At 35.1% G+C, this 13,469-nt stretch carries 11 protein-coding genes; 3 read left to right on the top strand and 8 right to left on the bottom strand.

What is annotated here, in order from left to right; all coding sequences use genetic code 11:
* Positions 1 to 33: 33 nt before the first annotated feature.
* The 7 genes from rodA to rsmA all read right to left on the bottom strand — a co-directional run bounded on the left by rodA (position 34) and on the right by rsmA (position 8,887).
* Positions 34 to 1,455, bottom strand: a complete 1,422-nt coding sequence (gene rodA / locus K4L44_01135; protein ID QZE14504.1) for a rod shape-determining protein RodA — start codon at positions 1,453 to 1,455, stop codon at positions 34 to 36.
* On the bottom strand, positions 1,442 to 3,286 hold the full coding sequence (mrdA, locus tag K4L44_01130) for a penicillin-binding protein 2 (protein QZE14503.1): 1,845 nt from the start codon (positions 3,284 to 3,286) through the stop codon (positions 1,442 to 1,444). The genes rodA and mrdA overlap by 14 nt, the downstream gene beginning before the upstream one ends.
* 14 nt (positions 3,287 to 3,300) lie before the next feature.
* The gene (locus K4L44_01125) at positions 3,301 to 3,756 is read right to left on the bottom strand and encodes a hypothetical protein (protein QZE14502.1); all 456 of its coding nucleotides are present in this window, start codon (positions 3,754 to 3,756) and stop codon (positions 3,301 to 3,303) included.
* A 47-nt stretch (positions 3,757 to 3,803) separates the two neighbouring features.
* Positions 3,804 to 4,628 carry a rod shape-determining protein MreC gene (mreC, locus tag K4L44_01120; GenBank protein ID QZE14501.1) on the bottom strand — a complete coding sequence of 275 codons (825 nt, stop codon included), beginning with the start codon at positions 4,626 to 4,628 and terminating at the stop codon, positions 3,804 to 3,806.
* A gap of 129 nt (positions 4,629 to 4,757) precedes the next feature.
* Positions 4,758 to 5,780, bottom strand: coding sequence for a rod shape-determining protein (locus K4L44_01115; protein QZE14500.1), 1,023 nt, complete (start codon positions 5,778 to 5,780; stop codon positions 4,758 to 4,760).
* A gap of 23 nt (positions 5,781 to 5,803) precedes the next feature.
* On the bottom strand, positions 5,804 to 7,327 hold the full coding sequence (gene purH / locus K4L44_01110) for a bifunctional phosphoribosylaminoimidazolecarboxamide formyltransferase/IMP cyclohydrolase (protein ID QZE14499.1): 1,524 nt from the start codon (positions 7,325 to 7,327) through the stop codon (positions 5,804 to 5,806).
* A gap of 777 nt (positions 7,328 to 8,104) precedes the next feature.
* Complete coding sequence (gene rsmA / locus K4L44_01105; GenBank protein QZE14498.1) at positions 8,105 to 8,887, bottom strand: 16S rRNA (adenine(1518)-N(6)/adenine(1519)-N(6))-dimethyltransferase RsmA; 783 nt, start codon at positions 8,885 to 8,887, stop codon at positions 8,105 to 8,107.
* 150 nt (positions 8,888 to 9,037) lie between these two features.
* Here rsmA and K4L44_01100 point away from each other — a divergent pair, with 150 nt between their 5' ends.
* Genes K4L44_01100 through K4L44_01090 form a run of 3 tightly spaced genes read left to right on the top strand, consistent with a single transcriptional unit; the run spans position 9,038 to position 11,922 of the window.
* A complete protein-coding gene (locus K4L44_01100) occupies positions 9,038 to 10,030 on the top strand; it encodes a flippase-like domain-containing protein (protein ID QZE14497.1) in 993 nt (330 codons plus the stop codon).
* The gene (locus tag K4L44_01095) at positions 10,027 to 11,286 is read left to right on the top strand and encodes an ABC transporter permease (GenBank protein QZE14496.1); all 1,260 of its coding nucleotides are present in this window, start codon (positions 10,027 to 10,029) and stop codon (positions 11,284 to 11,286) included. The genes K4L44_01100 and K4L44_01095 overlap by 4 nt, the downstream gene beginning before the upstream one ends.
* Positions 11,287 to 11,922 (top strand): CoA pyrophosphatase, encoded by a 636-nt coding sequence (locus K4L44_01090; protein QZE14495.1) that lies wholly within the window; start codon positions 11,287 to 11,289, stop codon positions 11,920 to 11,922.
* A 35-nt stretch (positions 11,923 to 11,957) separates the two neighbouring features.
* Here the strand turns inward: K4L44_01090 and K4L44_01085 are convergent, their stop codons facing one another.
* A complete protein-coding gene (locus K4L44_01085) occupies positions 11,958 to 13,394 on the bottom strand; it encodes a transporter substrate-binding domain-containing protein (protein QZE14494.1) in 1,437 nt (478 codons plus the stop codon).
* Between the last annotated feature and the right edge of the window lie 75 nt (positions 13,395 to 13,469).

The raw sequence follows: 13,469 nt of genomic DNA, 5'->3' as shown, positions 1-13,469 counted from the left end.
AAATGGTAGCTAAACTATACTCTTTTGTAAATTTTACCATAAAACATCCATTCGATTTGAATCTAATTTTAGAAAAATAGACAATAAAATCGTAAAAGACCATAACGAAGAGCCTCCATAACTAATAAACGGAAGAGGGATACCTATCACAGGAGCCAAACCAATAGTCATTCCTATATTCACTGCAAAGTGAAAAAATAAGATACAGGCTACTCCATAGCCATAGACACGACTAAAGCAGGATCGTTGCCGTTCGGCTAGAAATATTAATCGAATAAAAAGGAGAAAGAAAAGAAGAATCACAAAAGAAGTTCCAATAAACCCCCACTCTTCACCAATAGTACAGAAAATAAAATCAGTACTTTGTTCCGGAACAAAGTTGAATTTTGTTTGGGTTCCATTCAAAAAGCCTTTCCCTTGAACACCTCCTGAGCCGATAGCAATTTTTGATTGTTTTACATTATAACCAATACCAAGAGGATCATTACTGATACCTAATAACTCTTCAATACGAGCTCTTTGATGGGCTTTAAGAATATTATGGAACACATAATCTACAGAGGTAGAAAACAGAATACAACCCAATAAACTTAAAAATAAAATACTCTTCTTAAGATAATTATGAAATATGGCTCTTAACGAAAAAAACATTGCATAGCACGAAAGCCCAAGAAGCATAATGTGTCCTAAATTTAAGTCATATCCCATTGCTTGATTCATGTAATAAGGGATATAAAACAACAAAGATAGACCTACACTAAAAGTAATAAAGTGCTTGTAATTCTTACGAACAGCCAAATAAATTATAGCATATAGAACACCTAATATTAACAGATTTATTCCACCAGGATATAGGAGAGTAACAACAAAAATTAAAGCCATCAAGAAACCTATGAACAAATATATTCCAGGCAAGCCCTCTCTATATAAAACTAATATAAAAACAAAAAACACTAAAGAGGATCCAGTATCATTTTGCAAAAGAATGATCCCTATTGGAAGTCCTAAGAGCAAACCAACCTGTAGATAGGACTTAAAAGTATTCACATTAAAGTTATATTGACTTATCAGTTTTGCTAGAGCAAGATTAGTCGCAAATTTGGCTATTTCGGCAGGTTGTAGAGCAAAACTGCCAATTTTTATCCATGCCTTTGCCCCTTTAACAGAAGCACTTGTCAACAAGGGTATCAAGAGTAAAAATATGGCAAAGCCGTAGATATAGTAGGCAAAAGTTGTAAAGAAACGACTATCAATAAGCATCACGGCAAAGAATAAAACTAGTGCAGCACATATCCACATTAGCTGCTTTCCGTAACGTTGGGTCATATCAAAAATACTATGATGTTCTGCATTGTAAACAGCAGCATAGATATTAACCCAGCCGATCAACATTAATAATACATATATTAAAATAGAGATCCAGTCTAGTTTTGCGAGTATATTAGTTTGCCTCATTATTTTCTTCTATTTTTTCTTCTTTAACTAAAAGAACACTCTCTTTCATCTTTTTCTCCAAGTAATGCCTTCTAGGAGAAATATATCCTTTTAAATATTTCTCAACCATCAAACTTGCAATAGGTGCAGCATATCTAGACCCCCATACTCCACGTTCTACATATACGAATATGGCTATCTTTGGATCATTCATCGGGGCAAAGGCAATAAAAGCCGAATGGTCAACTCCTGAAGGGTTCTGAATAGTTCCTGTTTTACCAACGATCTTTACTGAGTCGATATAGGCAACCCGAGCTGTTCCATTAAGAATCACTTCCCTTAAACCTTTTGTCGTATAGTTATAATAGGTCGTATCAATACCTGTTTCATGACGATCAAACTTCAATATTTTTTCTTTCCCCTGAGGGGTAACCTCTTTTTTAATAATATGAGGAGATATATAATACCCTTTATTAGCAATCGTTGCAGCAACATTAGCCATCTGTAAAGGGGTACACAATAGTTCCCCTTGTCCAATAGCAAGAGAACGTACTGTTAAAGAATTCCAAGAACCTCTATAAACTTTATCATAATAGTTAGCTGAAGGAACATTACCTCCATTAGCTCCAATAATATCAGCGGCAATATTCTGTCCTAGCCCAAAGCGCTTCACATAATTAGCCCACTCAATATACCCTTTTTTAGTAGACGAATATTTTGATAAACAAGCTTTAAATGTTTGCCAAAAGAATGGGTTACATGACTCTCGTATAGCTGGAACAATACTAATAGGGTTGACGTGATTGTGTGTACACATTATTGGTCGAGTAGATCGACCATGACAAACAAATTTTGTTTGTGGAGTAATAACCCCCTCTTGTAGGGCAATCAACCCATTTACTAATTTAAATGTTGATCCTGGAGGATAAGCAGCAGATACCGTACGGTTGTATAGCGGTTCATTCGGATCTTTCTGAAGTTCTTGATAATTTACACTTCGGACTCGACCAACCAAGAGGCCTGGATCAAATGTTGGAGCACTCACAACCGAAAGAATCTCACCCGTTTTCGGTTCTAATGCAACAATAGCTCCAGCCTTTCCAGCCATCAACTCTTCACCATATCTCTGTAATTTCGCATCTAATGTAGAGATTAGATTGCTTCCAGTTACGGCTGTAGTATCATATTTCCCTCGTTTAAACTCTCCTTTAATTCGACTATGAACATCCACAAGACGATAGGAAACCCCTTTTTTCCCTCTTAACTCTTTTTCATAAGTATACTCAATACCACGCTTTCCGATATAATCTCCAGAGGTGTAATAAGCGTCCTTTTTTATATTACGTGTATTTACCTCTCCTACATATCCCAAAGTTTGAGCTGCGATAGGAAAAGGGTACTGTCTTAAGGTACGAGACCGAACATAAAATCCTGGAAATTTATATAGTTGCTCTTGCAATGAAGCATAACGATTCGCCGATAACTGTTTTAATATCACAGAGGGCTTATATCGAGAATAACGCTTTGCTTTTTTTAATCCATTTATTAGTGTTGACTTCTCAATTCCCAAAATGGAACATAGGGATAAGGTGTCAAATTCTTGTATCTCTCTTGGTGTAGCTAAAAAATCATAAGCTGCTTGATTATAAACCAGCAACTCCATATTTCGATCATAAACCAAACCTCTAGCAGGATAAGTTACAACTTTGCGGACTACATTATTTTCAGCAGAAAGCTTCCACTTATCATCTAGAATCTGAAGGTCTAATAGACGTATGACTATGGAAACAGTAACTACAAAAAAAATCAATGCAATAACATAGGCCCTATTTCTTCGAATATCTGATTCCATATAATGATAATCGATTAATCTTTAATAAAAATAAACTGACTTAAAACCATTATTAATACCGTGATCGAAGTGGTTATTAAGCTATGTTGAATAATCTCTACAAAATTGGCAAATGAAAAAGATTCAATCAAATAAAGAGACATCGTGTATACAAAGGTCAGAATAAAACAATACTTCACAAACCATTGTAAACCATAATATCTAATCCTTGGTAAAGATCCCTTCTCATATACATCTCGTGAAGAAATTAATGATATGACCGTTGGTCGAATAAAACCAACCAAAAGGGTTGCTGCTGTATGTAATCCCAAAGTATTGGTCGAAACATCAATCAATAGCCCCAAGAAAAAAGAGATCAACAGCAATACGCCCCCACTTACTTGAAAAGGGAGTAAAAGCAAACCTAGCAAGAAGACTTGGGGGTTCACATAACCAAGCCAATAGACATTATTTAGAATATAAATTTGCACTAAAATTAAACCTAAAAACAGGTATAAATATTTCAAATAATCTTTGATCATTCTTTATCCTCCAATTTTAGTCTCTCTTCCTTCGTTTTATAATTTATGATATTCACATACCCTAACTCCTTGAAATCGGTAGATAGACGTACATCAATATTATAAAAGTTACTTCCCCCTTTTTTCTCAAAAGTAGAAATAACACCGACAGGAATCCCTTCAGGAAAGATAGAAGAGTAGCCACTCGTTACAATGGTATCTCCCTCTTGAATATCAACATGAAATGGAATTTCATTAAGTTTTGCATGCATAAACGAACTTCCATCCCAAGACAATGATCCGAAATAACTATTCTTCTTAATCTTTGAACTCAGCTTGAAATGTTTATTTAGTAGAGATATTACAACGGAATAATGGTCAGATACCGCAGTAACAACTCCCACAACCCCTTGGTCATTAATAACCCCTTGATCAACTTGTAAGCCATCATTAACCCCTTTATTTAGGGTCATATAATTATAACTTCTATCAATACTATTGTTGATAACTTTTGCATTTCTCATCTCATAGATAATAGATGAATCTGAATGCATGACGAGAGTATCTTGTAATATATTCGATTGGGATTGAAAATGTAACAACATCTCCTTAAGCCGAGCATTTTCATTTACCAAACGTTTATTCTCCTTCGATAAATAACCATACTCCTTGACCCCATCAACCATAGAGAAGATCGATCCTGTGACTACATTACTAGAATTCAAAAAAGAGTAACGATGATAGTCATTAAAATTGACAATCATCAGGAAAGCAAGGAGTTCTAGAAATAGAAATAGAAATCCAAAGTGGTATTTTATTAAAAAATTAATTAGGTTCTTCACCTTATTACAGCCATTAAAAGATTACAAATAGAGTGGGAATTATCAACAACAAAAAAACCAACAAAAGGTGAATGTAAAGTTTCCTTTACATTCACCTTGGTTATTATTTTAAAGGCTTTAGATAACAACCTAGCTTTCTAGGAACTTAAACCTATCAACATTTTTCAATGCAATACCTGTTCCTCGAGCAACTGCTCGTAGAGGATCCTCTGCAATATGAAAAGGAATATTGATTTTATCAGACAAACGCTTATCAAGACCACGAAGCAATGCACCACCTCCAGCAAGATAGATACCCTTGTTTACAAGGTCAGCATACAACTCTGGAGGAGTTTGTTCCAATGCACTCAATATGGCTGTTTCGATCTTTGAGATCGATTTCTCCAAACAGTGTGCTATCTCTTGATACGACACAGGAATTTCTACTGGTAAAGCAGTCATCTGATTCGGACCTTGGACAATATAATCTTGTGGTGGCTCTTCAAGCTCTGTTAAGGCAGCTCCTACATTAATTTTAATATCTTCAGCTGTTCTCTCTCCTATTTTAATATTGTGTTGATGACGCATATATTCCATAATATCTGCAGTCAGATCGTCTCCAGCAATACGTATAGACTTATTGGTCACGATACCACCAAGAGAAATAACAGCAATCTCAGTTGTACCACCTCCAATATCCACTACCATATTTCCCTCAGGAGCTTCTACATCAATTCCAATACCTATTGCAGCAGCCATCGGTTCATAAATCATATAAACCTCACGTCCACCAGCATGTTGTGATGAGTCACGTACCGCACGTTTTTCAACTTCAGTACTTCCTGAAGGGATACAAACCACCATCTTAAGAGAGGGAGAAAAAAAGCGACTTCTACGAGGAATCATCTTTATCATTCCCCTGATCATCTGCTCGGCAGCATCAAAGTCTGCAATCACCCCATCACGCAACGGACGAATAGTTCTTAAGTTTGAATGCGTTTTACCTTGCATCTGACGAGCTCTTTCGCCAATGGCTTCCATCGCATCAGTCTTGGTATTCATTGTAACAATAGAAGGTTCGTCAACTACAATCTTATCATTATGAATGATAATCGTATTTGCTGTACCTAAGTCAATTGCTATCTCCTGAGTTAAGAAAGAGAAAATCCCCATTATATTGACAAGCTTTTAATTTTTTAATGTTTAAAATGCCTGAAACCTGTCATTACCATTGTCATATCATTTGTATCACAGTACTGTACGGAATCTTTATCACGAATAGATCCTCCTGGTTGAATAACACACTTTATACCTTCTTTACACGCAATTTCAACACAATCGGCAAATGGAAAGAAAGCATCCGAAGCCATCACAACACCATTCAAATCAAATCCAAAATTCTTCGCTTTGTCTATCGCTTGTTTCAAAGCATCAACACGCGAAGTTTCCCCAACACCACTACTAATCAACATATCATCTTTAGCAAGGACAATAGTATTCGATTTTGTCTGTTTTACCAATCTATTGGCAAAAAGCAAATCTTTAATCTCGCTCTGAGTGGCTGCTTTTTTTGTTACTAAAGTAAGATCTTCAGAAGACTCTTTTTTAGTATCTTTATCCTGAACAAGCATACCATTTAGGACAGAACGAAACTGTTTTGTACTAGTTTCAGCTTCTTTGCGTACTAAGATAATTCTATTCTTCTTAGTAGACAACACTTTTAATGCATCTTCTGCATATGAAGGTGCAATTATCACCTCAAAGAACAATTTGGTCACCTCTTCAGCAGTCTCTAAATCAACCTCTTTATTTGAGATTAAAATACCTCCAAAGGCAGAAACTGGATCACTAGATAATGCCATTTGATAAGCTTCTTTCAAATTGTCTCTAGATGCACATCCACATGCATTGTTATGCTTTAGTATTGCAAAGGTAGTAGATTCAAACTCATCAATCAAGTTTAGTGCGGCATCAATATCTAATAAATTGTTATATGAGATCTCTTTACCATGTAGTTGATCAAATATTGCATCAAAGTCACCATAGAATGATCCCTTTTGATGAGGGTTCTCACCATATCTTAAAGATTTTCTTTGATTATGTGAAATTCTCAACGCATCAGAGTCATCGGTAGCAAAAAATTCGTGTATCGCAGTATCATAGTGCGAAGAAACAGAAAATGCTTTAGTGGCAAACGCTTTTCTATCCCCTAAAGTCGTTGCTCCATCTTGTTTTTGTAACAAAGCAACCAAATCTTCATATTGACTTCTATCCGAAACGATTGTTACATCTTTGAAATTCTTTGCAGCAGCTCGTATTAAAGATATTCCTCCAATGTCAATTTTCTCAATAATTTCAGCTTCGGTAGCTCCGCTTGCTACAGTCTCCTCAAAAGGATAAAGATCCACTACAACTAGGTCAATAAAAGGGATCTCATATTGCGAAACTTCTTGTTGGTCACTCTCTAAATCACGACGTGAAAGAATCCCACCAAAAACTTTAGGATGTAATGTCTTTACTCTTCCACCTAAAATCGATGGATATGAAGTCAAATCTTCAACTGCAGTCACTGGAATGCCCAAAGACTCAATGAATTTTTGGGTTCCACCTGTAGAAAAAATCTCTACATTTTGTGATGCTAATTGCTTAACTAGGGGCTCAAGGTTCGTCTTATCAAAAACAGATATTAACGCTTTACGAATACTTTTTAAACGGTTCATCTTTAGGATTTTTAATGATACCCTAAAATTAATATATTAAATCCGCATTCAAATATTAACTTTTTGTAAACTACCCCAAATTTAAGACACAACACACAATGAATCAGTCATAAAAACGAAGCTATCCTATTTTGCTTCTATTAACTATTTATTAACTCCGAAAGGCAAAATACTTCCATTTCATTTCACCTTAAAAGAGATAATAGACTCCCGTCAATAATCAAACTTCTTTTTATTTAAGACATAACAAAGAACAAACTATTATTACCAAGACAAAAAACCTTTCTATAATGACAAAAGGAAGAGTATTCAACAAAAAAATAAAAGAATTATCGACGTTCTAAAGTGGAGGAAAATATACATCAATAGTACTCACACCCTTTTCGAGACAGTTTCTATAAAGGAAATTCATCGCCCTCGTTGTAACCCTTCCGTATTAATTTAGATACCCTTCGGTTAGGGTTTGGTTAGGGTTTGGTTACTCTTAGAGTAACCAAACCCTAACCAAAGAATACATGAAATGTATACAAACACACCAACAAACAAGAAATAAAAGAGAGAGATAAATGGTTATGATTCCTACTCATAAACAGAAATAAAACATTTACTTCCGAATAGAGAGAATGAAGATAATGGCGACCATAATTCCCTTTTGTCTAGAGTAATATGGATGAATAAGAGAATATCAGGATACACAAAATGAGTGTTTCTCTTAGGAGCTACACTCATTTTATGTCTCTAAATATACGATGTATTCTATTAGCAGAATGGTTGGATCTATTTTGCTATAAGTTTTTCGACCATACAAGTCAGTTCAATAAAATCACTGACACTCATCTGTTCAGGTCGTCGCTGTAACATCTCGGTATCAAGATCTGACACATTTGCACAAACCGATTTTAAACTATTTCTAATGGCCTTTCTTCTTTGGTTAAATATGGCCTTTACAACACGGTAAAATAGTGCTTCATCACACGGTAACGACTCATTAGAATTTCGAGTGATACGAATAACAGCTGATTTTACTTTTGGTGGTGGATTAAAAACATTCTCTCCCACTGTAAATAGATACTCCACGTCATAAAAGGCTTGCAACAAAACCGACAGGATTCCATAAATTTTTGATCCATGAGAAGAACAGATACGTTCTGCCACCTCTTTCTGTATCATTCCAACAGATTCAACAACTTGATCTCTATTTTCTAATATCTTAAAATATATCTGTGTCGATATATTATATGGAAAATTACCTACCACAACAATAGGTTCATTCGAAAAGGCCTTAAAATCCATTTTCAGGAAGTCTCCATCATAAATTCTATCCGAAAGAATGGGATAATGCTCCTTTAAATAGACAACAGACTCAACATCAATCTCAACAGGATACACCTTTGGGAAATCGTCACCAATAAGATATTGGGTTAGAACACCCATACCTGGTCCGACCTCCAAAACCTTTGACACCTCACGGTGCTGAACACTATCTACAATCCTTCTTGCAATGTTCAAATCGGTCAAGAAGTGTTGACCTAAATTCTTCTTTGCTCTTACCTGCGACATATTTTTATTCGAATTAATATTGGAATTCACCCAAAAGAGATATCTTAGCTTAACACTAAAATTGTATTTTTGCACAAACTAGTTTAAGGTTGCAAATATAACAAGCTTAGTGAAACTTCTGTTTCAATAACCCTCATAAATTAACAGCCGTTGAGAAAGATAATTCTGAAAACCCTTAAATACATTCTGTTTCTTACTTTTGGTATCGGAATCTTCTACTATATTTATAAAGATTTCGATTTCAACACGATAAAACAACAGTTAAACAATAACTTCAATTATTGGTGGATTATTGTGGCAATGTGCATGACGATATTAAGTCATTTTATACGTGCACTGCGGTGGAACCTTGTGATAAATAATGACATCCGAAGCGTATCGTTATCGAACTCTTTTAAATCTATTATGTCAGGGTATTTCATGAACCTTATCATCCCAAGAATGGGAGAAGTTACTCGTTGTGCTACCATTGCAAAAAAAGAGAAAGTAACATTCAGCGAAGCACTTGGCACTGTTGTTACTGAGAGAATTATTGACATGATTATGCTTCTCTCATTAACATTACTTGTGATCCTATCCCAAACAAAGAAGTTAACAACTTTCCTTTCTCAACATCCAGACATAACAAACAGATGGGAAAATATAACTTCCAGTAATTGGAGCATTCCTATAGGTATTATTTTGATTTCATTATTTGGTTGGATATCCTACAAAATACTCATATCTGAACGATTGAAAAAAATCTCTATTATACAGAATTTTATTCAGGGGATCATATCCATTCAAAAGATGAAAAATCCTTTCTTATTTGTCATCTACACCATTGCCATTTGGGGCTTATACTTCTTAATGGATTATGTCTCATTCTTTGCTTTCGATTTCACAAATCATTTAAGTGTGATGGCTGGAATAACGGTATTTGTTTTTGGAAGTTATGGAATGGTAGCGCCTGTACAAGGAGGGATCGGACCTTGGCACTTTATGACAGTAGAAGCACTTGCACTATATGGAATAGATCAAAGCAATGGCTTAATGTTTGCATTAATCGTTCACACTGCAATCACATTCATAACCTTTGCTGTTGGAGGTATTTGTACACTTCTTATCACCTTTTCAAAACCAAATTCAAAGCAGATAAAATGAAGAAACTTAGATATGAATTTATTCTTGCAAAGAAACTCTTCTTTAGTAAAGATCAAAAACATCATTTTAGTAAAAACATTATAAACTTTGCTATTGCAGGAATCTCAATCGGAATTATTGTGATCATTCTTGCTGTCTCCATTACGATTGGGTTTAAAAAAGAGGTAAAAGATAAGGTCGTTGGATTCGGATCTCATATACAATTATTGAATTATAGCACAAGCAACAGTTATGATAATATCCCAATCCTCTCCGATGAAGATTGGGTCGCTCTCGTTAATTCTCTTCCGAACGTCAAACACATAGAGACATTTGCCACAAAACCGGGAATAATCCATACAGGGAAAGAGATTGAAGGAATTGTACTAAAAGGATTAGACAAAGATCACCAGTGGAACTTTTTTAAAGAACATCTAATTCAAGGGAAAGTGTTAGATCTAAATAAAGATAAGGCTACGAATGGAATTATGATCTCTCAAATAATTGCAGATCGGATGATGTTAAAAGAGGGAGACCCTATCCGAATGTACTTTATGAAACAAGCACAAGCTGTCCCACAAATGAGAAAATTTATTATTAAAGGTATTTTCTCTACTTCCCTTACTGAATTTGACAAAGCATTTGCTTTAGTCGATATTCGTCAAATTCAACATCTAAACAAATGGGCTCCAAATCAAGTTAGTGGTTTTGATATCACCCTACACGATTTTAATAATCTAGATGAAACAAACTACCGTATTCAAGATATCATACTAAACTACAAAGAGAATGTTCCTACCATACGACCTGTCAGTATCACACAAAAATATAGAGAGATATTCGATTGGCTCAACTTAATTGATATGAATGTTTGGGTCATTCTAGGATTGATGATTGCTGTGGCTGGTTTTAATATGGTATCTGGACTTCTAATACTTATTCTCGAAAGAACTCAAATGATCGGAATTCTAAAAGCGGTAGGAGCTCAAAACAAAAGTATTCGTAAATTGTTCTTATACATAACAGGACTTCTTATTACGAAAGGTCTTTTCTGGGGTAATGCTATTGCACTTATTCTCTGTTTTATCCAGAAAAAATTTGGAATAATTCCTCTAGATAAAAGCTCTTACTACGTTGATACAGTCCCTATAGAACTTAATTTCACTTATCTAATAATTCTAAATGTGGCAACTCTAATCATTACACTGATAATGCTTATCATTCCTTCGATGGTTATCTCTAGAATTTCACCAGATAAAGCAATAAAATTTGACTAAATGGATAGTAGTAACACATTGAATAACCTAAGACATCAAATTAAATATAATCTTCCTGGCAAAGATGCACAGCTTAAGATGCTACCATATGTCAGAGAACTTAAACCCCTTGGAAGTCATATTGAAACAAAGGAGAGTGCCGTTCTAATTCTCCTATGGATAGACCATTCATGTAAAATATGTATCATTAAACGTAATTCTAAAATGCGTAACCATGCGGGACAATACGCACTCCCAGGAGGAAAGTTTGATCCTCTAGAAGATACAACATTAGAGGAGACAGCCCTTAGAGAAACATTTGAAGAAGTTGGAGTCTCTTTGAGTAGAAAACAGATGATAGGTTCATTATCTAGAATCTATATTCCCGTAAGCGCTTTCTATATCACCCCATATATCGCTTTTATTGGACACCAACACCCTTCATTTAACGCAAATCCAGATGAAGTGGAAGAGGTTGTTGAGATACCTTTAGAAACGCTTTTTAATTCGAAAGGAAGCATGGAAGTAGATATCAAAGGCAAAAAAGTTACAGTCCCTTGTTACAATTATAATGAGACTAAAATATGGGGAGCAACAGCAATGATATTGTCTGAATTAGAAGCAATATGGCATAGTATTAATAAAACAAAAGGGTGATTTTCATAAAAATCACCCTTTTGTAGATATCTAAATTAAGAAGGAAGAAGCAAGTTCGAGTAACTTTGGTAACGATCAACAACCTCTTCTACATAATTAGTTGTTTCCGTACCTCTACAATAGCCCCACTTCACAACAGGATCTTTATAATATTTACTCAATGACTTCTTTAGAAGAAATGGAGCAACATTATTATCCCATATATTCATATCCTTACCATATTTGTTCGCTAGTCTACGAGCATCTAAAATATGCCCTAAACCGATATTATAAGAAGCCAAAACAAACTTGATTCTTTCATTAGGATCATCTATTTGATCCTTAAAATAACTATCAAGCCACCCTAAGTATCGAGTTCCGGCATGAATGTTCTCTGCTGGATTGGTTAAATCTTCCACATTATAACGATCTGCCGTTTCAGGCATCAACTGCATTAATCCAACAGCCCCAGCCCACGACTCGGCCTCTGGATTAAAGTTAGACTCTTGATAAACAACAGATGCAACAAGACGCCAATCCCATCGAATATTCTTACTTGCCTCTTTGATTAGCTCATCATATGCAGAAAGTCTATTGTCATGAATTGCATTAGACACATTTGCAGTATATCGCTTCGATCTACTCGATGTGTAATACTTTGTATACAGACGTCGATACTTACGAGTCTTAGAAAAGTCTAACAACCATTTACTAACATACTCATTTAATGCTGTTGAAGTTTTACGAACAGCCCATGCCATATCTTGTGTAAAACTCACTGGTGTTGAAATATCAATATTTGGATTATAAGCATGATTCAAGCGTGCCACTTCCTCACTACACACTGTCATCGGCACATCTCCCTTAGCAACCATGCCAATTAACTGCTCTACTCCATGAATAGAATCAGTGACAATATTGATATCTTCACCTATCTCATCAGACAAACTATTTAAACGACGAAAATAGGCTGTGTTTTTCTGAACATAAACAGTCTTATCTGCAAGATCTCGCACATCACGAATCAATGATTTTTCCAAAGTAGTACTGTCCATCTTTTCCCACCCATGAGGTTTTGGTTGGACTAATACTTGTCGACTGGACATCATTGGATAAGTAAATAAAACTTTTGATTTTAAGGACTTTGTAATGGTAAGATTTTTTGCAACAATATCCACAGATCTACTCTCTAATAAATCATATGATTCTCGTAGATTGTTACTTACACGAATATCTAAATCTACGTCCATGTCATCGGCTAATAAATGTAGAATATCGTATTGAAAGCCCATAGGCAAACCTCTATAGATAAAATAGTTTATTGAATTATAATCAATCACTACTTTTAAGGTTCCGTTCGCTTGAATATTTTCAAGCTCTTTGATGGCAGCATCTCTTTGTGCCTGACCAACTTCTTTTTGTAAGTTTTTATCGCCCTTACATGAAGCGAAAATAAACAACATCAATATCAAATGCTTGATATACGATCTCATAAAATATGTATTGGTTCATAAATAGGACAAGATCCATACAACAAGAACAAATTCCTTGTAGTTTGGTTCATCCGT

It is taken from the genome of Prolixibacteraceae bacterium (assembly GCA_019720755.1).
Classification (GTDB): domain Bacteria; phylum Bacteroidota; class Bacteroidia; order Bacteroidales; family Prolixibacteraceae; genus Halosquirtibacter; species Halosquirtibacter laminarini.
Note: the sequence above shows the minus strand (reverse complement) of the source record. Positions and strands in the feature narration are given on the sequence as shown.